At 73.1% G+C, this 21,563-nt stretch carries 21 protein-coding genes and 1 pseudogene; 3 read left to right on the top strand and 19 right to left on the bottom strand.

Translation table 11 applies throughout. The features are described 5' to 3' along the window. Positions 1 to 63: 63 nt before the first annotated feature. From IE118_RS29945 to IE118_RS29890, 12 genes are all read right to left on the bottom strand, one after another. On the bottom strand, positions 64 to 456 hold the full coding sequence (locus IE118_RS29945; protein WP_189561231.1) for a hypothetical protein: 393 nt from the start codon (positions 454 to 456) through the stop codon (positions 64 to 66). Next, positions 384 to 680 carry a hypothetical protein gene (locus IE118_RS29940; RefSeq protein WP_189561230.1) on the bottom strand — a complete coding sequence of 99 codons (297 nt, stop codon included), beginning with the start codon at positions 678 to 680 and terminating at the stop codon, positions 384 to 386. The genes IE118_RS29945 and IE118_RS29940 overlap by 73 nt, the downstream gene beginning before the upstream one ends. 280 nt (positions 681 to 960) lie before the next feature. Beyond that, a complete protein-coding gene (locus IE118_RS29935) occupies positions 961 to 1,938 on the bottom strand; it encodes a transaldolase family protein (protein ID WP_189561229.1) in 978 nt (325 codons plus the stop codon). After that, complete coding sequence (locus IE118_RS29930; protein ID WP_189561228.1) at positions 1,935 to 2,099, bottom strand: hypothetical protein; 165 nt, start codon at positions 2,097 to 2,099, stop codon at positions 1,935 to 1,937. The genes IE118_RS29935 and IE118_RS29930 overlap by 4 nt, the downstream gene beginning before the upstream one ends. Continuing rightward, entirely contained in the window at positions 2,096 to 3,304 is a 1,209-nt protein-coding gene (locus tag IE118_RS29925) for an IS701 family transposase (protein WP_189561227.1), read from the bottom strand. The genes IE118_RS29930 and IE118_RS29925 overlap by 4 nt, the downstream gene beginning before the upstream one ends. Positions 3,305 to 3,378: 74 nt before the next feature. Beyond that, positions 3,379 to 4,485, bottom strand: a complete 1,107-nt coding sequence (locus tag IE118_RS29920) for a 3-dehydroquinate synthase family protein (protein ID WP_221345344.1) — start codon at positions 4,483 to 4,485, stop codon at positions 3,379 to 3,381. Between the two features lie 8 nt (positions 4,486 to 4,493). Continuing rightward, positions 4,494 to 5,681 (bottom strand): chorismate synthase, encoded by a 1,188-nt coding sequence (gene aroC / locus IE118_RS29915; protein ID WP_189561225.1) that lies wholly within the window; start codon positions 5,679 to 5,681, stop codon positions 4,494 to 4,496. A 104-nt stretch (positions 5,682 to 5,785) separates the two neighbouring features. Beyond that, a complete protein-coding gene (locus IE118_RS29910) occupies positions 5,786 to 6,598 on the bottom strand; it encodes a class II aldolase/adducin family protein (protein WP_189561224.1) in 813 nt (270 codons plus the stop codon). 92 nt (positions 6,599 to 6,690) lie between these two features. After that, entirely contained in the window at positions 6,691 to 8,229 is a 1,539-nt protein-coding gene (locus tag IE118_RS29905; RefSeq protein WP_189561223.1) for an FAD/NAD(P)-binding protein, read from the bottom strand. Positions 8,230 to 8,565: 336 nt separating this feature from the next. Continuing rightward, on the bottom strand, positions 8,566 to 8,910 hold the full coding sequence (locus IE118_RS29900) for a LysR family transcriptional regulator (RefSeq protein ID WP_189561222.1): 345 nt from the start codon (positions 8,908 to 8,910) through the stop codon (positions 8,566 to 8,568). 89 nt (positions 8,911 to 8,999) lie between these two features. Continuing rightward, a complete protein-coding gene (locus IE118_RS29895; RefSeq protein ID WP_189561221.1) occupies positions 9,000 to 9,377 on the bottom strand; it encodes an AMP-binding enzyme in 378 nt (125 codons plus the stop codon). Beyond that, positions 9,374 to 10,987, bottom strand: coding sequence for a class I adenylate-forming enzyme family protein (locus IE118_RS29890; RefSeq protein ID WP_189561220.1), 1,614 nt, complete (start codon positions 10,985 to 10,987; stop codon positions 9,374 to 9,376). The genes IE118_RS29895 and IE118_RS29890 overlap by 4 nt, the downstream gene beginning before the upstream one ends. 203 nt (positions 10,988 to 11,190) lie before the next feature. Between IE118_RS29890 and IE118_RS29885 the strand changes: the two genes are divergently transcribed. Beyond that, positions 11,191 to 11,706: a shikimate kinase gene (locus IE118_RS29885; RefSeq protein ID WP_229847000.1), complete on the top strand. Its 516-nt coding sequence runs from the start codon at positions 11,191 to 11,193 to the stop codon at positions 11,704 to 11,706. A 151-nt stretch (positions 11,707 to 11,857) separates the two neighbouring features. Here the strand turns inward: IE118_RS29885 and IE118_RS29880 are convergent, their stop codons facing one another. Further along, positions 11,858 to 12,538: a ScbR family autoregulator-binding transcription factor gene (locus IE118_RS29880; protein ID WP_189561218.1), complete on the bottom strand. Its 681-nt coding sequence runs from the start codon at positions 12,536 to 12,538 to the stop codon at positions 11,858 to 11,860. A gap of 171 nt (positions 12,539 to 12,709) precedes the next feature. Between IE118_RS29880 and IE118_RS29875 the strand changes: the two genes are divergently transcribed. After that, positions 12,710 to 13,696, top strand: a complete 987-nt coding sequence (locus tag IE118_RS29875) for a ScbA/BarX family gamma-butyrolactone biosynthesis protein (RefSeq protein WP_308431857.1) — start codon at positions 12,710 to 12,712, stop codon at positions 13,694 to 13,696. 432 nt (positions 13,697 to 14,128) lie between these two features. Here the strand turns inward: IE118_RS29875 and IE118_RS29870 are convergent, their stop codons facing one another. The 6 genes and pseudogenes from IE118_RS29870 to IE118_RS29845 form a co-directional block, all read right to left on the bottom strand. Further along, positions 14,129 to 14,893: an SDR family NAD(P)-dependent oxidoreductase gene (locus tag IE118_RS29870; RefSeq protein WP_189561216.1), complete on the bottom strand. Its 765-nt coding sequence runs from the start codon at positions 14,891 to 14,893 to the stop codon at positions 14,129 to 14,131. 188 nt (positions 14,894 to 15,081) lie between these two features. After that, complete coding sequence (locus IE118_RS29865) at positions 15,082 to 16,305, bottom strand: acyl-CoA dehydrogenase family protein (RefSeq protein WP_189561215.1); 1,224 nt, start codon at positions 16,303 to 16,305, stop codon at positions 15,082 to 15,084. 32 nt (positions 16,306 to 16,337) lie between these two features. Then, a complete protein-coding gene (locus tag IE118_RS29860) occupies positions 16,338 to 17,834 on the bottom strand; it encodes an FAD-binding oxidoreductase (protein WP_189561214.1) in 1,497 nt (498 codons plus the stop codon). A 915-nt stretch (positions 17,835 to 18,749) separates the two neighbouring features. Next, on the bottom strand, positions 18,750 to 19,004 hold the full coding sequence (locus IE118_RS29855; protein WP_189561213.1) for a replication-relaxation family protein: 255 nt from the start codon (positions 19,002 to 19,004) through the stop codon (positions 18,750 to 18,752). Between the two features lie 129 nt (positions 19,005 to 19,133). Beyond that, positions 19,134 to 19,526 (bottom strand): annotated as a pseudogene (locus tag IE118_RS29850) (replication-relaxation family protein); the annotation flags it as partial. Positions 19,527 to 19,906: 380 nt separating this feature from the next. Next, a complete protein-coding gene (locus tag IE118_RS29845; protein WP_189561212.1) occupies positions 19,907 to 20,908 on the bottom strand; it encodes a helix-turn-helix transcriptional regulator in 1,002 nt (333 codons plus the stop codon). Positions 20,909 to 21,077: 169 nt separating this feature from the next. On the opposite strand from IE118_RS29845, the gene IE118_RS29840 reads away from it, so the two are divergent. Further along, positions 21,078 to 21,503, top strand: a complete 426-nt coding sequence (locus IE118_RS29840; RefSeq protein ID WP_189561211.1) for a hypothetical protein — start codon at positions 21,078 to 21,080, stop codon at positions 21,501 to 21,503. Positions 21,504 to 21,563 lie beyond the last annotated feature (60 nt).

Here is a 21,563-nt window from a genome sequence, read left to right as displayed (position 1 = left end):
CGGAGAGTTCGATGAAGCCCGTATGAAATCGAACAGCCCGGAGACGGTGGAGAGTTCGGCGCGTCAGGGTGCGGCCGGTGGCACGCACGAGGGGACGGCGGAGGTCCGGCGGCGGGAGGCGGCGAAGACGTCCAGCACGTCGCGGGCGGGACCGCGCTCCGCCAAGGGCACCGGCCTGGTGCCGGTCACGTCCTCCTCGGCGCGAACGGAATCGTACGAACCGGAGGCGACGGGGCGGAGGAAGACCTCCTTGAGGACGTCCACCCCGCGGGTCTCCCCGGTGGCCGGGCGGGTGGGCACCGGGTTCCCGGTGGCGACGTCGAGGTCACGGCCCGGGCGGGCGAGGAGTTCGCGGGCCCGGACGACGGCGTAGCCGCCCGTGATCACCAGGGGATGGGGGGAACCGACGGACAGGACGTCCGCGAGGAGACGGGCGTGCAGGTCGGGGAGGACCACGCGGCGGACGCGCCCCCGTGCGGGCGGCGCTGGGTGAGCGGCCGCGCGGCGGGGGCGTCCGCCGGCGCCCGCAGCTCCGGGAACGCCTCCTCCCACACGCCGCGGACCGTGGTCGGGACGAGGATCCGCGGGGTGGGCCACAGCCGCAACAGGAGGCCGCGGTCGAGCAGGGCGCACAGGTCCCCACGCCTGCCTCCGGCGCGGACGGTGCGGTACTCGCTCATGCGCTGCCGCTCGTTGCCGAGGCCGAAGGCACGCAGCCCGGACCACCCGGCGGTGGCCGGCGGCTCCACCACCCCGCCCGCGGGCCCGCGCAGCTCCGAGGCCGGAGGGCAGACGGCGCCGGAACTCCTCCCGGTACAGCCGCAGAGCCCTACCGCCCGGGCCGACGGGCTCGCCTGCGCGGGCGTCCCCGGCGGAAGCTGGTCGCTGCGGCGCCGGCACGGATGACATGCCCCCACTACGGCCGCTCGGCCGGTATCCGCGCAGGTCCGGGTCCAGGACTCACCCCCGTCCCTGTTCGCTGGTGAGGAACGGTTCTGCCGGCGCTCCCAGCAGGGCGGTCCCCACGAGGTGTGCCGTCCGTCGTTGCCGGTGGGCGGCGCGGGCCAGGTCGGCCGCTTCCGCGGCGGCGGTCAGCTCGCGGTAGCAGAGGCCGTACGAGGGCAGCGCGTCGAGGATCCGCCAGGCACGGGTGTGCGTGGTGTCGTGGGCGTGCGGCCCGGGTGGGAGGTCCCACGACAGCCGGTGCGGGCGGGCGCCCAGCCCGGCGAGCGCGCGCCAGCGCTCCGAGCCGTGGATCTCCTCGCGCATCCGGCGCGCCAGGTGGACGGTGGCGGCGCCCAGGCCCACCGGCCGCTTTGGCCCCGCGTCCGCTCCCGGCTCACCCGGGCGGCGGGCGGACGCCCCGTCGAGGGCGCCGGTCGCCAGGGAGACGGCCAACGGGACGGCGGCGGGGTCGAGGCCGCCGTCCGCCGCACGCTCCAGCCCGGTCAGCGCGGCGTCGACCAGACGGGCGTACCGCTCCAGGGAGACGACGGACACGGCGTGCACCCCGATGCCCGCGGACAGGCATGCGGTGATCGCCGCCAGCCCCGGCTCGGTGGCCGGGACGCTGATCATCAGGTTGGGCCGGCCGACAGCTGCGTGCAGGGCCCGCGCGCCTGCTTCGGTGGCACCGGGGGAGTGGGCCAGGGAGACGGGGACGGCGGCGCAGACATGGCCGTCGGTGCGACCGGAGGCCTCGTAACGGGGCCGCAGCCGGTCGGCGGCCCGGCGCGCGCCGTGGACGACCAGTTCGGCGAGCGCCTCCGCGACCGGGCGCCCCCGCCGGGCCAGTACGCGCAGATGGGCGTCGTACAGGGGATACGACGGCACCGAGCCGTCCGCCTCGTGGGTGCCGTGGGTGTGCAGCAGCCCGTCGAGTGGGCTGCCGGGCGTCACGTCCCGGGCGGGGGACGCGGTGAGCAGCGCGGCGGTCACCGCGGAGCTCCGTGCCGGGCCGCCCGGGCGGCTCCGGGCACCGCCGGTTTCCCGGGCAGCACGCCCGAGCGCTGCTCCTCGTCCTGTCCGGGCGGGCGGGGCGCCGTCATCGGGGCGGATACGGTCCAGTGGGCCGGCGGTCCGGGGGGTGCTGTGCTCATCGTGGCTCCTTCGGGTGTAGCCGGCGGCCGGCGGGGGATGCCGGTCGGCGGGACTCGCCCCGCTCCCGGGGGTGGAGGAGCAAGGCGGCGGCATGGGCGGCCGAGGCGAGCGTGACGTGGCGGTGCCAGCCGGCGAAGGTGCGGCCCTCGAAGTCGTACAGGCCGGTGCGGCGCCCGGGACCCGACGCGTCCCGGGCGACCCGCGCCGAGGCGGCGGCCAGCTGGACCAGGGCACTGGTGGGCCAGTCCGTCAGGTCCGTGAGCCAGAAGGCGGTGTGCAGCGGGCTGAGCACGTCCCTTTGGGCCAGCAGCAGTTGTCGGCGCTGCGGCCCGGGCGGGGTGTCGGCCGCCCGGCACGGCACCCGGGCGACCTCGTGGTGGCCCGTCCAGAGGCCGGGAGCGCGTACGAGGCCGAAGCGCCGCGGCGCCAGGCCACCCGCCAGCTGCCGGGCCGTGATGACACGGCCGGTGCCGCGGCCGTCGGCGGTGAGCGGGGTCAGCAGCTGCGAGCCGCTGATGCGCAGGAGGCAGGGGAAGTCCCCGTCGCCGAGCAGCGCGGCGACCCGGCCGGCCGGGGCCTGCCGGGCGTCCAGGAGGACCGGGCGGTGCGGTGCCCCCACGGTACGGGCGGAGTCCAGGACCATCTCGAGACCGGCCTCGAGGGCGTCCAGGGCGACCGTGCCGGCCGGGATCGCGGCCTGCTCGCGCAGCCGGGCGTCGCCCAGCCAGCGGGAGCTGAGCCGCAGGTGCCAGTCGACCGGGTAACCACCCCGCTCGGAGGCGGCCCACAGGCCGACGGCCCGCTGCGCGGTGCGGGACCGTCCCGTGCGCGGGTCGGCGATGTGATCGGTCCCCACCCCGCCGTGTCCGGTACGCGGCAGGGTCGCGGTGTGCACGACCCAGGCGCGCGGCGGTGCGAGGGCGGCCATGTGGCGGGCGAGCGCGGCGCGCACCGGGCCCCAGTGCCAGGTCGAGTCGCTGATGAAGTGGTGCAGCCGCTGGGCGTCGGCCGGTACCCCGGTGTGCGAGGCGATGTTGCGGATGGTCTTGCGTCCGCTCGCCGTGAGCAGGCCCCGGATGTACAGCTCACCACTGCGCCTCTGGTCGCGGCGGGCGAGGGAGTGCAGGACCTCGTGGGAGAGGTCGGCGAGCACATCGGCTTCGGGGTCCACGCCGGTCAGGGCCACCTGCCCCGCACCGGCCACGGGACGGTCGTCCGGACAGGGGGCGGAGGAGGTGCCTCCCCCGGCCCCGGCGCCTTGCCAGGCCGCGGACCCCGTCACGTGCCCACCCGTGCGTACGCGGCGTCCAGCAGCTCCGCCGCGGGGTCCGCCAGCACGCCGGGGCGGCCCGGCGCGTCGAGGACCACGAACCTGGGCCGAGGACCGCCACCGGCCGTGCCCCCGTCCGCGGCGAACGCCGTGCGCAGCCGCTCCCAGGCGTAGCGCGGGTAGGACACCGGCAGCCCCAGGGACTCCAGCAGGGCCCGGTGCCGTGCCACGTGCCCGGTGTCCAGCCGGCCCGCCTCGCGGGCGAGTTCGGCGGCGAACACCATGCCGATGGACAGGGCCCGGCCGGGTCCGACCCGGTAATTCTCGGCGTGTTCGACGGCGTGGGCGAGCGGGTGGCCGTAGTCGAGGAACTCCCATGGGCCCTCGCCCGGCGCGGCGTCCGCGACCACGGCGGCCTTCGCGCGCAGCGCGCCCTCGATCAGCTCCCGGGCCCGCCCGTCCGCCGGGTCGGCGGCCGCCCGCGGGTCGTCCTCGATCAGGTCGAGCAGGGCGGGATCGCCGATCAAGCCCGCCTTGACGACCTCGGCGAGGCCGTCGGTGTAGTCGGCACGCGGCAGCCGGGCCAGCAGGTCCAGGTCGCACACCACACCGGCCGGCTCGTGCCGGACACCGACCAGGTTCTTGCCCTGCGGGATGTTGAGGGCGGCGCGTCCGCCGACCGCGGCGCCGACCATGGCCGCCGGTGTGGTGGGGGCCAGGACTAGGGCGATGCCGCCCCGCCAGGTGGCGGCGAGGACACCGGCGAGGTCGGCGGTGGCGCCGCAGCCGAGGGCGACCACGGCGTCGGAGCCGGTGAAGCCGGACTCGGCGAGCTGCGACCACAGGTAGACGAGGACGCCGGCGTCCTTGGCCCCCTCGCCGGGCGGCACCACCAGCGGCAGCACCTGGCGGCCGTGGCGCTCGAGGTCCCCGCCGATCCGGTGGGAGGCCTTGGCCAGCTTCGGCGGGTGGACGAGCGCCACGCGCCGCACGTCCGGCCCGAGCAGGCGCCCGGCCTGCTCGGACAGTCCGCTGCCGACGACGACGGGATACGGCGCGGGGCCGGCCGAGAGCAGGGTGGTGGACGTGGGGGAGGACTGGAGGGGAAGGGTCACGGTCTGCCTCATTCGACGGCCAGGTGGGTGAGATAGGCACGGTGGTTGCGGGCGGTCTCCGGCACGCTGTCGCCGCCGAACTTCTCCAGGGCGGCATCGGCGATCACCAGGGCGGTCACGGCCTGGGCGACCACGGCGGCGGCCGGTACCGCGCACACGTCGGACCGCTGGTGGTGCGCCACGGCGGCCTCGCCGGTGGCCGTGTCGACGGTGGCCAGGGCCCGCGGCACGGTGGCGATCGGCTTCATCGCGGCGCGTACCCGCAGGAGTTCGCCCGTCGAGATGCCCCCCTCGACACCGCCGGAGCGGCCACTGGCGCGGCGTACACCGCCGCCGTCGGCGGGGACGATCTCGTCGTGCGCCCGCGATCCGGGGACGGCGGCGAGCGCGAAACCCGCCCCGAACTCGACGCCCTTGATCGCCTGGATGCCCATGAGGGCGCCGGCCAGGCGCGCGTCCAGCCGGCGGTCCCAGTGCACGTGCGAGCCCAGGCCCGGCGGCAGTCCCCGGACCACGACCTCGACGACGCCGCCGAGGGTGTCACCGGCCCGGTGCGCCCGGTCGATCTCGGCGACCATGGCCGCCGACGCCGTGGTGTCGAAGCAGCGTACGGGGTCGGCGTCGAGCCGTTCGGTGTCCTCGGGGCCGGGCAGTGCGGGGGACGCGGAGCGCTGTCCGCCGAGTGCCACGACGTGGCTGACCAGTCCGATCCCGTACGCCTGTCGCAGGAAGGCCTCGGCGATGCTGCCCAGCGCGACGCGGGCGGCGGTCTCGCGGGCGCTGGCCCGCTCCAGGACCGGGCGGGCGTCCTCGAACCCGTACTTCTGCATGCCGGCCAGGTCGGCGTGGCCGGGGCGGGGGCGGGTGAGGGGGGCGTTGCGCGCCTGGCCGGCCAGTGCCGCGGCGGGGACCGGGTCGGCGGCCATCACGGTCTCCCACTTCGGCCACTCGCTGTTGCCGACGCGGACGGCGATCGGGCTGCCGAGGGTACGGCCGTGCCGTATCCCGCCGACGAAGTCCACCTCGTCGCGTTCGAACCTCATGCGCGCGCCGCGCCCGTGCCCCAGGCGGCGGCGGGCGAGGGCGTCGGCGACCTCGTGGGTGGAGGTCCGCACACCGGCCGGCAGTCCTTCGAGCACGGCGGTCAGGGCCGGCCCGTGCGACTCGCCGGCGGTGAGCCATCGCAAAGCAGACAAAGCGCTTCCTTCGGTGGGGTGCGGGGCGCCGGAGCCGGCGCGGCGGTGGACACGCGGTACGGAGAGCCCGTACGGAGGGGAGGCTGCCGACGTCGGCTCGTCGGCTACTCCTCGAGCAGGTCGGGCTGTTCGGCGACGATCTCGTCCCACAGCAGCTGGAAGCTGAACCGGCCCAGCTGCTCGTCCCCGAAACCCTCACGGGCGGCCAGGGCCTGCTCGTGGGTGAGGGTCTGCGGGGTGCCGGCGGCGTGGGCGAGCAGCTGCACCTGGGCGCAGCCGTCGTAGGTGAGGAACCAGTGCACGGCCTCGTCCAGGGAGCCTCCCACGGTGATCAGCCCGTGGTGGCGCAGCAGGACGGCCCGGTGGTCGCCGAGGCTCTCGGCGATGGCGCGGCCCTGGGCCACCGAGACGGAGGGGCCCTGGTAGTCGCCGTAGAGCACCTGGAGGCCGTAGAACGCGGCCGATTCCTGGTCGAGGGGTTCCAGCAGCCGGCCCAGCGCGCCCAGGGCGCGGGAGTGCGGGGTGTGGCCGTGGGCGGCGGCGGTGGCGCCCGGGTGGAGTTCGTGGATCTGGGAGTGGATCACGAAGGCGCTGGGGTTGACCGGGTGGCGGCCGCTGACGACGTGTCCGGTGGAGTCGACGCAGATCAGGTCGGCGACGCGCACCCGGCGGAACGAGACGCCGAACGGGTTGACCCAGAACCAGTCCCCGTGCTCGGGGTCGCGCACGGAGATGTGACCGGATATCCCTTCGCCGAACCCGTACTTGCCGAACAGTCTCAGCGCGGCCGCGAGCCGCTGCTTGCGGTGCCGGCGGGCCTCCTCGTACGACGCGAAGGACGGCTCGCCGGGAATCGGCAGCCCGGTGGCGGTGTCGGCAAGGTGGGCGGGGCGGGGCCCGGTGGCGGTCGTGCTCATGTGCGGTGGTCCTTCCTGGGTCCTGGCGGGCGATGGTCCGCTCCGGCGGGGTGGGAGGCGACTGCCGGACGGCGGCTGTCGGACGGCGGCCGTCAGGCGGCGGCCGGCTCGGCCTCGCCGCGGGCGGCCTGCACGGTGGCGGAGTGCTCGAGGATCGCGGCGACGATGTCCTGGCTGCGGTCGACGAGGGAGGGGATGCCGAAGGTGAAGAACAGGGCCCCGGCGGCGATGTTGCCGAGTCCGTACAGCCGCGGGTCGGGACGGCCGTTGCTGGTGAGCCGGCTGGTGGCGCGGGCCAGCTGGAGCCCGCCGTGCGGGTGGCGGCCGGCCGCGCGGGCCCGGATCAGCGAGGTGACCAGGGACAGCGCCCCGGCCGGAATACGCCCCTCGGCGGCGTTGACGGCGCTGATCACCCGGTCGGCGCGGAAGGCGGTGCCGTCGGCCGCCAGCACGTCGAAGCCGCTCCCCTCGGCGGGGGTGACGTCGAGCAGACCGGAGAACATCTCCAGCTGCCCCGCCTCGACCAGTTCCAGCAGGACTGCTGCGCTGCCCGGCGGCATCGGGCAGCACAGACTCATGATGGTGCGGTAGTGGGCGCGCAGGACCTGGATCCTGTCCGCCTCGCGCAGCATCGGCCATACGTCGGGCCCGGTCTCCGGCACGGCGCGCTGCAGGATGCGCAGACCCATGTGGGGCGAGTCGACCTCGTGGATCTGCCGTCGCAGCCGGTCGACCGGGTCCTCCAGGTCGACGCGGATGATCTCGTGGATGACGGCGTCGAGGTCGGCCCCCGCGTCGCGGAACTCGGCCCGCATCACCGTGGCGACGTCCTCGAGGGCCAGCTCCCGCCGGCCCCTGGCCGTGCCGCGCATCCGGTCCGGCGTCAGATGGCGCAGCTCCATGTGGACGGGGCGCTGCCGCACCCCCGGCAGCACCCCGCGCCGCGACATGAGGCTGATCGGGCCCTGGTGGCCCCGGGAGACCAGCGACAGCACGATGTCGACGGCCGTCAGGCCACTGCCGATGACGGCGACGTGCTCGTCCTCGCCGATGTCGCCCAGCGCGCGGGAGACGGGGTAGGGGTCGCCGACGAAGCCGGGGGTGCCGCCGAGACCGTAGATGTCCTTGGGAGCGTCCCCGCCGACGGACAGCACCACGTAGTCGAAGGCGCGGGAGGAGCCGGGACCGGTGCGCAGCAGCACCTGGCCGGGCAGCCGTGCGGCGGAGGTGACGGCCTCGCCGATGATGTCCACGCGCCAGCCCTTGCGCCGCAGTTCGCCGAGGGCCGTGTACGCGGAGTCCTCCAGGTAGGCGCCGTAGACCGGGCGGGGCGCGAACCGGGCCCCCGACATCCGGTCGACGCCCTGGCGGACACCGGTGACGCGGTCGCGGGTCTCCAGCCAGCGTTCGAAGTGGCCCGGGTCCCCGGCGCGTACGGACATGTCGTCGGGGGTGGCGTTCACGCGCAGCGTCTCCGCGTCCACCTGGTAGGCCCGGCCGCGCCACAGGTGGGGCGACGGCTCGAACACGGTGATACCGCCCGGGGCGCCGTCGCCGCGGGCCAGGGCGTCGATCAGGCAGACGGTGGCCGCGCCGCCGCCGACGACGCCGATCGAGATTCCAGAGGACATGTGTCAGTCACCTATCGGTATGCGGAGGGTCCGGGCCGGGAGGCCGGGGGCCACCGGGACGGAGCGCACGGGAGGGGGAGACGGGCGCGGATGTCGGACGGCGGCGAGAACGATCCGCTGCCGGTGACTGTAGAAACGAATCCGATCCGCTATTTGCCGCCCCGCGCACGGGCCCTTGCGGAATCACGCCGCCCGGCCGCCCCTGCCCGTACGCACGACAGCCGGCCCCGGGGAGGGCCGGCCGGTGGGAGGGAAACAGCGGAGGAGGGCGAGCGGACGGAGCGGCGGCGCCGACCGTCCCCGAGGGCGGGGACCCGGAGGCAGCTCAGGGGCGACTCAAAGGCGGCCGGCTTCCACGGGCCCGAGGGGCCGTCCGGTCGCCGTGGGGACCCCGTGGCCGCCGTGCGGGCGCCGTGCGGGCGGTGTGGACAGGATGACCTCGCGCCGGGCCGTCTCGGCGATCTGGATGATGCGTTCGGCGTGCGGCAGCAGTCGCGCGCCGGCCTCGGTCAGGGCCAGCCGGCGCCGGCTGCGGTCGAACAGCTCGGTTCCGACGGCCTCTTCGAGGTTCTTGATCTGCGCGGTCACGGTCGACTGGGCGTAGTGCAGGTTCTTCGCCGCCCGCGTGAAGCTCAGCTCGGCCGCCACCTCGCGGAAAGCCCGTAACTGGTGGAACTGCATGCCATGGCCCCTTTCGCCGACCACGTTCCCGAGACCAATAAAGATACCAGCATGCCTGTTTCTTTTCGACCCCTGCTCGAGGGTCTCGTTCAGTCGGACATCGCCATCGGCGACATCAGATCCCGGGCGAGCTGCGGCATCACACCGTCCAGCAACTCCCCGTCCCGCACGGCCCCTTCCGCGGTGCGCGGCAGCTCGTCCACGGCCACGGCATGGGCGTACAGGGCGGGCAGATTGCGCTGGCAGGCCGCGAGCACCGCCCGCCGCCCGGCGATCTCCTGCTCCGGCGCGAGCGGCACGAACGCCACCACCAGCGCGCCGCCCAGCTCGGGCAGCTCGGTGTGGACCACGGCGCACTCCCGCACGCAGGCCAGTTCCAGCAACTCCCCCTCCAGGGCGAAGAAGCCGCTGTCCAGGTCGGCGTCCGGGGCGTCCTCGAAGAGGCCGGGCGAGGGGAGGAAGGTCATGTGGGGATCTCCTGACGCTCGGACTGCTCCAGCTGGAGACTCAGGGTGATGATCGGGACCACTGCTTCCAGCAGCTCCGCGGTCCGGATCCGGCCCATGGGGCTGTAGGGGATGTGGTCGACCGCGATGACGTGAGCCGGGAGCGACGGAACCCGGCGGGCGCAGGCGGTGCGCAGCGCGGTGTGGCCCGAGACCTCGCGGCCGACGGCGACGGCGATGAACGGCACGACGAGCGCGTCGCCGAGCGTGGGCAGACTGACCCGCACCACGGCGGCGTCGCGCAGACAGGGCAGGTTGAGCAGGTCCGACTCGAGGCGGAACAGCGCCGCGTCGAGGGCGTGGTCGCGGGCGGGCGGCGTCACGCCCGAACCGCGCCCGGTCAGGGTGAGCCGGCCCTGCTCGTCGAGGACGCCCAGGTCGTCGGTGACGAAGAAGCGCCGCTCGCCCGCCCCCGTGTCGAGGGTGACGAAGGCGTCGTCCTCGCCGTCGAGGTAGCCGTCCATCACATGGGGCCCGCCGACGGCGACCCGGCCGGGTCTTCCGGCCGGCAGTACGGCTCCCTCCTCGTCCAGCACGGCGATCGTCGTGCCGAGCGTCGCCCGACCCGTGCGCATGCGGGAGACCTGCCCCTCCTCGGGGCCGAGGATCACGCTCGGCCCGGTCCCGGGTGTCGTGTACGCCAGGTGCAGCGCGGGGCCGAGCCGCTCCCAGGCGGCGTTGACCGTCCAGCGGCCCAGGTGCCGGCCCGGGGTGATCACACAGCGCAGGCGCCCCAGGCGGGCCAGCGGCGCGGACGCGGGGTCGGCCAGCAGCCGGCCGAGAACGGCGGGGTCGAACACCGCGGTGGTGACGTGCTCGGCGGTGACGAGCCCGGCCAGGGTCCGCGCGTCCTGCGTGGCGTCCAGCACCACGGTCGCGCCCACCGCGAGGAGGGTACGCGCCAGGTTCAGGGAGAGCGGCAGCCACAGCGGCGCGGCCACCAGGTGGATGTCGTACGCGTCGAATCCGAACTCGTCGATCAGGGCGACCAGTCCACGTCCCTCGGTGGCGGCCCCGCGCACCGCGACCCGCTGCCCGCCGGGCACCACGTCGAGGGACTCCCGGTGCCGCGGCTCGGGCAGCCGGCGCAACGGCTCGCTCTCCGACAGGCGGCGCAGCGACACCTCCGTACGCGGCGCCCCGGAGGCCTTCGGGGCATCGGCCTCGCCACCCGGCGCGGTGTCCAGCGTGATCCACGAGCACCCGGGCCCGTTCGGCCAGGTGCGCCCCTCCAGCAGCGGCCGGTACCGCGACTCGACGAACACCGCGCACGGGTCGAGCATGCGCAGGAGGGCGTCGAGCCGGTCGCCCTCCTGCGCGGGGTCGAGTCCCGTGCAGGGGACGCCGAGTGTGGCGCAGGCGGCCAGGGCGACCGTGAGCTCCCAGCTCGGGCGGGCCAGGAACACCGCGCGGACGGGGCCGGTGTCCGGCAGCCGGGCCATGAGACCGGCCGCGCACCGGTCCGCCGCGTCGGCGAGATCCGCCCAGGACAGCCGCGTCGCGCCGTCCGCGACGGCGATCGCGTCGGGGCGGGCCGCCGCGTGCCGGCGGATGTCGTCAAGCTTGATCATGTGGCGTCTCCGTGGTCGGTGAGCCCGGACAGCGCCCAGAAAAACAAACCCGCATGCGGGTTTTCAATGTCTATCGGAAAGTGCGATGCACGGCCCCGGTGTGTCAGGTCGCGCGCCCCGCCCCGCCCCTGGGCGCCGATCATCCGGGTACCGGCCCACCGACCCCGGAGGACCTCGTGCCCGACCCCCTGACCCGACCCCGCGTGAGGCCTCTCGCCGTGCTCGTCGGTCTGCCAGGGGCGGGCAAGTCCACAGTGGGGCGGCTGATGGCCGGACGCCTCGGTGTCGGTTTCCGGGACACCGACGAGGACGTCGAGCTTGCCGCCGGACGGTCCGTCGCGCAGCTCTTCGCCGTGGATGGGGAGCGCCGGTTCCGGGAACTGGAAGCGGCGGCGGTGCGCACCGCGCTCGCCGAGCACACGGGAGTACTCGCGCTGGGCGGGGGCGCCGTCGTGGACCCGGACTCCCGTGCGCTGCTGGCGGGCGGTCCGGTGATCCATGTCGACGCCGAGGTCCAGGACGTGCTGAGCCGGCGTGGAGGCACCGCGGGCCGTCCGCTGCTCGCCGGGGACGCCACCGCCCGGCTGCGGCAACTGGCCGCGCGGCGCGCGCCGTTCTACCGCGAGGTCGCCCGGGTGACCGTTCCCACCCGGGGCCGCGACGCCGCACAGGTCGCGCAGGCCGCTCTCCGGGCCCTGTCCCTGCGCCCGGTCCGCTGACCCCCGGCACCGAGTCGGCGGAAGATCACCGATCCTGCCGAGCGGCAGGGCGCGGCCCCCGAACCGGACGGTGGTGTCCCGCGCGGCGGTATCCCGGCCGGAAGCGTGTGCCGAGGGGCCGCCGCGGTCCCCCTGCCTGCGGCGGACCCGTTCACTCGGCCTCGGCCTGCTTCTGCCGCTGTTCCTGTTCGACCCGGGCCATCAGCCGCTTGCCGCGGTCGACCGTGATGTCCAGCTGCTCGAAGGTCTCGGGGGTCGCGATCACCCGGGCGAGCCCTCGGTAGAGCACCGCTATCCGTTCCTCCAGGTCGTTACGGTCGCTCATCACCTCCGACATCAGCTGCACGCCGCTGAACGCGCCGACGATCATCTGCGCGGCGTCGCAGATGTCGACGTCCGGCAGCAGCTCGCCCCGCTCGTCCGCCTCGGTGAGGATCCTGAGGTGCGCGTCGATCCATGCCTGGTACGGGACCCGGCGGTTGAGCTCGTGCACCTGGTCCACCGCCAGCCGGATGCTGCCCTGCAGCATCCGGTCGAAGGTGAGGCGGTGCGCGACGAGCAGTCCCATGTCGAGCGCGTCCTGGAGCTTGACCGTGCGCTCGCCGGGCGGCACTTCCAGGTAGCCGATCTGGCCGCCCACCTGCTCGTCCAGGACGGCCTGGGCGAGTTCCACCTTGGACGCGAAGTGGAAGTAGAAGGCTCCTTTCGTCACCCCGCACCGCTTGTAGACGTCGTAGATCGTGGCCCCCGCGTAGCCGTGTTCGGCGAAGACCTCACCGGCTGCGTCGAGGATCGCTTTCCTGGTCCTGACCGCACGCTCCTGTCGTGCCACGCGGCCTCCCATCTGTCCTCAGCCGTCCCGGAAGGACGGCTTCCTGTGCGTGATCGGCGGGCCCGTCGTCGACCTCATTGAAAAACAAACCCGCATGCCTGTACTTTATCGACCGCGGGGGGCGATCAGCCATACCTCACCGCGCGCACCTTCACCGACGAAGGGACAGCAATGACTTCGAGTGCTATGGCCCCGCAGACCCAAGAATTCCGCAAAGGGGCGTACCGCACCTTATTTCCGCAGGTCACTGCCATAAGACCGTCCGTCGCCCCGGCACTGCCGGTCGACCGGCAACTCGTGCACCGGGCGCGACCGCAGGATGTGCTCCCCACCGGATCGACCCGTCACGACGACACCAGCTTCACAGTTTCTGCACGTCTGCCCCATCACCACCGGCTCTTCATGACGTCCGACGGCCGGTACAAGGCCTCGTACGTGCTGGAGGCGATCCGGCAGACGACGCTCCTGGTCTCGCACGCCGAACTCGGCGTCCTCCTGGGCCACCACTTCGTGATGTGGGACATGGGCCACCGCCTTGACGCGGAACTGCCGGCCTTCGGCACCGCCCCCGAGGAACTCACCCTGGACGTCGAGGTGACCGAGCTGCGACAGCGCGGGGCCGTACCGTCCGGGGTGGCGCTGGAGATGACGATCCGCGCGGCGGGAGACGCCATCGGCTCCGGCTTCATCCGATTCAACATCACCTCGCCCGCCGCGTACACCCGCATACGCGGGACCCGCCCCACCTCCGCCCTCCCGGCCCCGGCCCTGCCCGCCCCGGTGGACCCGCCGTCCGTCCACCACACCCGGGAGTGCGACGTCGTCCTCGCCGCGTCGGACCGGCCCGGCCGCTGGCAGCTGCGGGCCGACCCGGCCAACACGCTCTTCTTCGACCGGGTCAACGACCACATCCCGGCGATGGTCCTGGTCGAGGCCGCCCAGCAGGCCGCCGGTCTGCTCGTTCCCCGCAACAGGGGCCGGTTCCTCCCGTCGTCCTCCAGGATGAACTTCAGCCGCTACGTGGAGCTCGACCAGCCGTGCTGGATCGAGGCCCACCAGGACACCACCGAGGACGGAACGCCCTCGGTCCGCGTAACCGGTCACCAGAGCGAGCAGCTCGCCTTCGTGATCGAGTTCGCCGACACCGCCGCCCGGTAGGGCACCGCGGCGCGCACGCCGCCTTCCCGCGGGAGACCGCCCGGCAGGGCCGCCGTCCCGCTCCCCGACGGAGCCGGACCACCGTCGTCGCCGTCGTACGAGTCCGTGAACGAGCCCCTTCCCGGGGTGCCGCCCCGCCGTCCGCTCGTACCGCAATTCCCCCACGGTCTGTCCCGGCGGAGCACGTCATCGGCTCTTCCCCGTGCCCGCGACATCCACGGATCACCCCGCGAGTCCCCCCACGGGCTCCTCCACCGATCCATCCACGGGTCTCCCCACGGATCCCACCGGCCCGTCACCGCCCGCACCCCGGCGGAAAAGCCCCCGGTCGCACCTGCACGCCGAGGGGGCCCACCGTGCGCTCCCGGATCCCGCCCGCGCCCCACCGCGCCGGGACCCGGGAGTCCCTCCTGCGCGCGGCGCCGTGTCCGGTCACCGAACCGTCCAGCCGCCGTCCACCGGCACGGTGGCGCCGACGACGAACGAGGCCCGGTCGCTGCCCAGCCAGGCGGCCGCCTCGGCGATCTCCTCCGGATCGGCCAGCCGCGGCAGGGGCGTCGCGCTGCGGATCAACTCCTCGGCCCCCGGCTGCCGTTCGAGCCAGTCGTCGAGCATCTCGCCGCGCGTCGAACCCGGCGCGATGGCGTTGATACGGATACCGTGCGCCGCGTACTCGGCCGCCGCCGCCTTCGTCAGCCCGACCACGGCATGCTTGGAAGCGATGTACGGGGCCGCGACGGGGGTGGCGACCAGCCCCGCCGTACTGCTGGTGTTCACGATCGCACCACCATGCGGCAGCATCGCGCGGATCTGGTGCCGCATGCAGTTCCACACCCCGCGCACATTGGTGTCCATGATCAGGTCGTACAGCTCGTCCGCCGTCTCGTGCAAGGGGACCTGGGGGGCCGCTGCGCCGGCGTTGTTGAAGGCGACGTCCAGTCGTCCGAAGCGGGCGAGCATACGGTCCACCGCGGCGGCCACCTCGCCACCGTGCCTGACGTCGGCGGTCGTGAACTCCGCCTCGTAACCCGCACCGCGCAACTCCTCGGCGAGGGCCCGCAGTCTCTCCCCGCGACGGGCCACCAGCATCACCGCCGCGCCGTCGCGGCAGAACACACGGGCGGCCGCGGCACCGATCCCGCTGCTCGCCCCGCTGATGAAGACGCACTTACCTGCCAAAGGGCCGTCCTGCTGCATGATCCCCAAACTATCGGAGGAGCGTCTTCCGCTATCGCCCGTGCCGTCGATTGACCTGATCTCTCCGCCCTTCCGCCACACTTCACCCCGACGACACCGGCCGGACGGCCTCCCCAGCAGGGCACCGACCTGACACCCGTGGCCGGATACGGGCTCCGGCACCTCGTCCGAGGAAGCCGGCCGGCCCCTCAGCCGACGAGGCCCACGCTGTAGGCGTTGTGCGGGACACCGCCCAACAGACGGGCACCCGCGGACTGCATGACCTGGTCCTGGGCGACGACGTGCTGGCACATCGTGTTGAGGTCGCGCAGCCAGCGGTCCAGCACGGACGGCCGGTACACCGCCGCGGTCGCCACCAGGTCGAAGAGGGAGGCCACCACGGAACGGGCCGTACGGAAGGCGCCCGCCCGGGCCAGCACCGTCGCCACCTGCTCGTCCGGCGTGGGTACGTCGCCGGCCTGGAGGATCTCCCACTGTTCGCGCAGGCTGCCGTAGACGGCGTACCGGGCCGCGGCCAGGTCCATCTCCGCCCGGGCGACGGCCGTCTGGACGCGGTAGCTCTCCGACCACGGCGTCTGCGTGGCACGGTCGATACGGGTCGCGGCCATCCGGCGCACATGGTCGATCGCGGCACGGGCCACCCCGAGCGGCACGCCCGGCATGTTGCGCAGCACCGCGTCGGACGTGGCGGCGGCCCCGGTGGCCCGCGGCCGGGCGAAGCTGAACGTGTACTCCTCGGGCACGTACAGGTTCTCCGTGCGGTAGTCCCTGCTGCCGGAGCCGGCCAGACCGGTCGAGTACCAGGTGTCCTGCACCTCGAAGTCCTCGACGGGAGCCACCACGATGCGCCAGTTGCCCGGCGCTCCGGGCGGGCCGGGCTCGAGTTCGCCGCCGCGGGTGACCAGCACACCCCCGACGACCCAGGTGCTGTGGGTGATGCCGCTGCCGAAGTGCCACTGCCCCGTGACCCGGTAGCCGCCGGGCACCCGCTCGGCCCGCCCCATCGGCATGATCGCCCCGGCGGTGGCGGCGTCCGGGTCCGCCAGCAGCCGGCGCGCGACGTCCTCGCCGAGGAATCCCGCGTAGATCGGAGTGTCCATGCCGATCATCGCGCACCAGGCGGCGGAGGCGTCACCGACGGCCAGGGCCTCCACGACCTCCGTCTGCTGCACGGCGTCGAGTTCGGGACCGCCCCACGCCCTCGGACGGGCCATACGGAAGACACCCGTCCCGCGCAGCAGTTCGACGACGTCCGGCGGCAGCTGCCGACTGTTCTCGATGTCCTCGGCCCGCTCCCGCAGCCGGGGCGCGACGGCACGGGCCCGCGCCAGGATCTCCTCCGCGGTCAGGGCGGAGGCGGGGGCCGCACTCTCCCCGACGGAGACGGAATCCAGCAGGTCGATGAGGCTCATGGGGCGCTCTCCTTCCCGACGCGGTGCGGCAGTCACGCGTAGCGCCCCGCGGCGATGACGTGATGGGGGTCGACGGCGTCCTTCAGCCGCCGGGCGAAGGCCCGCGCACCGGTACCCGCGGGCAGCCGGCCGGCCCAGTCGGTGTGATCGATGTCGAGGCGGTAGGGAATGAACCCCTCGCCGGTGAACAGTTCGTAGAGCCGGTCCAGCGCCCGGTGGGCCCGCCCGGCCTCCCCGCCGTCACGGGCGTCACGGGCGAACCTCATCGTCACGACACAGTCGACGACATCGGCGCCGAGCGCGTTGAACGTGACCCCGCAGCGGATCCCGCTCTCCACACGCACCTGCTCGATCAGTTCGTGCGCCCGAGCCAGCGCCGCCCCGCTGAACGGCACCAGCGGGAGGAAGAACAGAAAGCCGCCCTCCTCGTCCAGCCGGGCGGCCGGGCGGCCGGTCTTCGCCTCGAACAGCGCGTCCGTCGGATCGGGATCACCGGCGTACGCGCGCTCCACACGCACGGCGACATCATGGTGGGCGGCGGACGGATCGACCGCGTCGAAGTCCGACACCGCGGTGAACGCGCGGGACCTGACCGCCTCGACGGTGAGGATGCCGCTCAGCGCGTCCACGACCTCCGGCGTCCCGTCGACGCACACATGGACCAGATACCGGCCCGGTTCGCCGCCGTACGCCCCGGCGGCCACCTCGTTGTAGATCTTCACCACACCGCGTGCCAGCCCTTGTGCCACCCAGCGCCGCACCTCGGCGGTGGCCGCCTCCACCTGGTCGGGGGCGAAGTTGAGCCGGACCACCCGCAGCGCCTCCGGCCTCGGCAGCAGCCGCACCGTGGCCGCGGTGACCACGCCCAGGGCGGACTGCACGAACAGCTGCACCAGCGAGGGGCCCAGACCGTGGGTGTAGACCGGGGTCGCACGGTCCGGATCGGGCCACCAGCCGACCCTGATCAGCTCACCGTCGGGCAGGACGACCTCCAGGCCCGTCAGGTCCTCCACCCGCTGGTGGCGCAGGCCCACACCGCGGTCCAGGGCGTTGCCGACCACGCTCGTGTGCGCGGAGGAGGCGGTGACGTTCAGCATGCGCTCACTGCCCTCGAGGAGCCGGGCCAGCCGCGCCTGGGTGACGCCGGGTTCCACGACGGCCCAGCCGCCCGCGACGTCGACGTCGCGGATCTGGTCGAGACCGGACAGGTCGAGCACGACCGCCCCGTCCTGCGCGGGCTCACGCGAGCCGAGTCCCCAGTTCCCGCCGGTGCTGAAGGCGTGCAGCACGGCGGTGGTCTCCTCGGCGGCGAACAGCTCCACGACGCGCCGCACCTCCTCGGCCGTGTGCGGCCGCACCACCCCGAAGACGGAACGCGAGCGGTACAGGCCGACGTTGGGCCCGAGCCCGGTCACCGGGCAGGTGACCCGGTCCGCCCCGACCACCTGCGCGGCCCTGGCGAGCACGGCCCTGAGGCGGTCGGCGGCGGACGCCTCGCGCCTGGTGCCCGCTTCGGGAAGAACGGTCATCGAAACACCTCGAAGGTCGGGCCGGCAGCGGTATGGGCGTGAGTGGACTCCGGACCCCCGGCTGCGGACGCCGGACGGCCAGGTGCCCACGCCTCGCCGGGTGAGCCTCTCCACGCTAGGAAGCCCGGCGCGTTTCTTCTCCCGCGTTCGCGCACACCCATTAAGTGGTTCGCGCACACCTTCCGCTGCCGGAACCGACATCCACCCCCCGACCCCGGCCCCCGAACGGACGGTCCGGATGATCTCGTTGCCGAGGCATGGCGCGTACGCGGGGTGGGGAGCACCCGTTGGAACCGTTCCGGCCCGACCCCCGCACAGACGGTCCGGGCCGCGCAGCGTGCGACCGCGCCGAGTTGTGACGGTTCTCGGTCGCGGCCCGAAAGGCAGGTGTCCCGTAACTGCGTAATCACCTGTGCAACGCGCTGACCTGGATGGTCGGGGTCGTGGTTGGGGTGGGGCGTATTTCTGGGTGCGTCGGGCTGTTCCGTGCGCAGTGAGCGGGTGACTGCGCAATCCGCCGTCCTGGTCTGCGTAGTGTGCTGACCCGCGTGGTTGGGGTCATGGGCGATTCGAGGTCGGGGTGGGGTTGCTCCCTGCGGCGGGGCGGTGGTGTGTGACCTCCCCAGGTCTTGTCCGCCACCGCCCCGTCGTGTTCCCGCCAGCCTTCCGGACGTCTGCCATGTTGTCCGACCGCTCGTCCTACCACCCCGCCTCGAGCTCCCCATGCCTGCGGGGGCGGCGGCATGGTGCCCCGCTGCCCAGCGGGCTTCCCCTTACTCGCGCGCTCGACGGCTGCGCGATGGTGTGCGCATGGCGTTGGCCTGCCGTGGGGGTGTGGTCGGGGTCCCGGTGTGGCCGCGGCCGGGTGGGCAGTGCCTGGTCGGGTCCCGACCACGGGTCTGACCGTGGTGGTGGCTAGAGATGTCGGGTGTGCATCCAGTCGACGCGGTGATCGGTGTCGTGGACGGGCCGCCAGATGGGTGCGGTGGGGCCGTGTCCGGCGAGCTGCGCCCCGTACTGGGTGGAATGCCACACTCGGGTTCGCCCGGCTTGGGGGAGGGTGATGCGGTCGATGAGGCCTTCCCGGCGGAGTTTGGCCAGCGGGCGTCTCGTCTGCTCGATCCTTACCTCGGGGCTATTGATGTGGTGCATCTGTGCGGTGGTGGTCATCCGGTACTGGACCAGTACCGGATGACCACCGGCAGCCGAGGGGTGGATCGGAGCGGGAGGCGACGTTGTAATCGCGCTCGTCAGCGACCCACCCACAGGACGGGCCGCCGGCAGTGGCGGTCGGCAGCGTTACAGGTCGGTTAAGGGGCGGGGCGTGTCGCCGGTCATGGGTGTCCACGCGTTGTGGGTGGGGCTGTGTTGTTCGAGGTCTTCGTGGACGGCGGCTGCCAGCGGTACTTCGCGGGCGAGCGCGGTGACGAGGGGGTGCTGGGCGGTCGTGGCTTGCAGGTCGCTGATCCTGCCGTCCAGTCGGGTGGGGGAGGCGCCGGTGAGGGCGAACAGCAGGCGGTGGAAGACCGGATACGGGCGCATTCAGCCGGGCTCTGCGGCAGCGCGCCGGCGCCGGCAGGGTTGGGCATTGTGTTGATGCAGCCGCGCGTACCTGGTCAGCTTCACCGCCAGGCGCTCGCCGCTCATGGTGGTGAGGTCGGTCTCCACGAACGCGCGCACCTTGCGCCGTTGTCCGTCGGTGCTGGGTTGTGGAGGGCTGGCTGCTGGTTTTGTTGAAGACGGAGCAAGTACCAGACCTTGCCGGGGGGACGCCAGGGTGACCCTGTGTTGTGAAGGCGTGTCAGCGCAGCGGCGTCTTTGATGTGAAGGTCTTCCTTCGGTGTGGCGCTGGTTTCCCATGTGTGGGCTGGTTGCTTGCAGTGCCCGGCCGGCCGGCTGGGGGGTAAGGTCTGCGCCTGCGTCAGCAGGATCCTGGGCGGCAGGCCCCTCGATTGGTCGGGTCTGTCGGCAGTGTCTTTCTTGAGTGGGGCCGGGCGTTTTCATCGCTGAGCGAGGGGTGTTGTGGTATCGCTGACGCAGCGGGGTGGTGAGGGCGTCTTGGGGGGGCGGGTTCAGTCTTCGCCGGTGATCCAGCCTTTGGCGACGGCGCGGCTGCCGGCTTGGAAGCGGCTTCTGGCTCCGAGGGCTTCCATGAGGTCGGCGGCGATGCGGCGGGCTGTGCGGGGTGATACGCCCAGGCGTTTGGCGATGGCTTCGTCGGTGAGTCCTTGGCTGAGGAGTGTGAGTGCCGTGGATTCCTGGGGTGTTAGGCCGTGGTCGTCGCGGTGTGTGCTGGGTGTCTGTCCGAACGGGCGTGCCGCGGACCAGAAGGTGTCGAACAGGGCGCACAGGGCTGCCAGTGCGCCGTTTCCGGTGAGTTCCAGGGCGCCGAGACTGGAGTTGGCGTTGTGGGTGGGCAGGACTGCGGTGGTGCGGTCAAAAATGATCATGCGTATGGGCAGTGCTGCCACGGTGCGTACCTGCGCGCCGAGGTCGGTCAGCCAGGTGGCGTAGTCGAGGGTGGGGCGGTGGTTGCGTACGCTGTCGAGATAGATCGTTTTCATGCGGACGCCGCGCTGGAGCAGCTCTTTGTCCTGGGGTTTGGCTGCTTCCATGTTGGCTTGGCTCTGGCCGCCGCCCGGGGCGAAGGTCATCACCGAGGACGTGACGTCCGCGCACAGATCCTGGATGCGTTCGCGGATCTCTTCCAGCCCGTGCAGCTGGCTGGCGCCGGGATGGGAGCTCGGTTGCTGTTGTGATGCGAAGTCGGCGATCAGCTGAGCCGCCGCGATCTTGGACTGTTCGGTGCGCTGCTGCTCCAGGGCCAGGCGTGCCTGCTGGCGGGCGAGGAGGATCTGCATGCCGAGGTCGGGCGGTACTGCTCGGTACAGGGGGGGAGTTGTCGTTGAGCGGCGTACCAGTGCTAGTTCGTGGAGGCGGTCGAGTACCGCGCGCAGTATGTCGTCCGGGAGGTCGAGGTGTTCGCCGATTCCGGTGAGGTCGGCTGCTGGATGGTCCAGCATCGCGCGGTAGACGCTTTCCGCCGCCTCGTCCAGACCCAGTGCCTGCAGCACGTTACCCCCCGGTAGTTGTGCCAGGACTTTAAGCGATCTTTGTGGGGCGGCCAAGGCGTACGTGGGTGATCGGCCAGGTCTCCGCGGTGCGTGGCCGGTTTCTGCGGAGGCCTGAACCGTCCAGGCTTTCGGCCTGTTGCGTCAGGGTCTGCTCCCCAAGGATGGGCGCATGCACCTCATTCATGTGCGTCTGTCTGCACGGGACTTTCCCTCGCCTTCTTCCATGTCCGATGGGGAGGGCCAGTTGGCCGGCACGGCCGCTCAGCGGCCGGCCGTGCCTGAGGGCTTGCTCCGTGCTCTGCGGGAGCAGGCGTCCGGCGTTCCCGCCGTGGAGCACGTCAGCGTGGCAGCGGATGAGTCGGGTGAGTGCGTCATGGGGCTGTTCGTGACCGATGTTTCGGTCACTGCGGCCGAATCGGTCGCCCAGACCGTCGTCGAGCGTGCTCTGGCGAGGCTGGTGCCCGCGGTCGATCTGCAGGTGGCCAGCAGTCGCGCCACGCTGGTCCCGCGGCTGCTGACACGGCGGCTGGAGGGCGAGGGCAGTGGACGTTCTATGCCATGGCCCGATCAGTCCACTTCAGATCACTGGTCCTGACCGTACGGGCCAGGAAAGCTGATCGACGTCAGCCCGAGGCGGAGTGAGCCGCGGAGGGCG

Origin of the sequence: Streptomyces pilosus, assembly GCF_014649835.1 — a bacterium.
GTDB lineage: Bacteria > Actinomycetota > Actinomycetes > Streptomycetales > Streptomycetaceae > Streptomyces > Streptomyces pilosus.
This window is presented reverse-complemented; position numbering and strand designations above follow the sequence as displayed.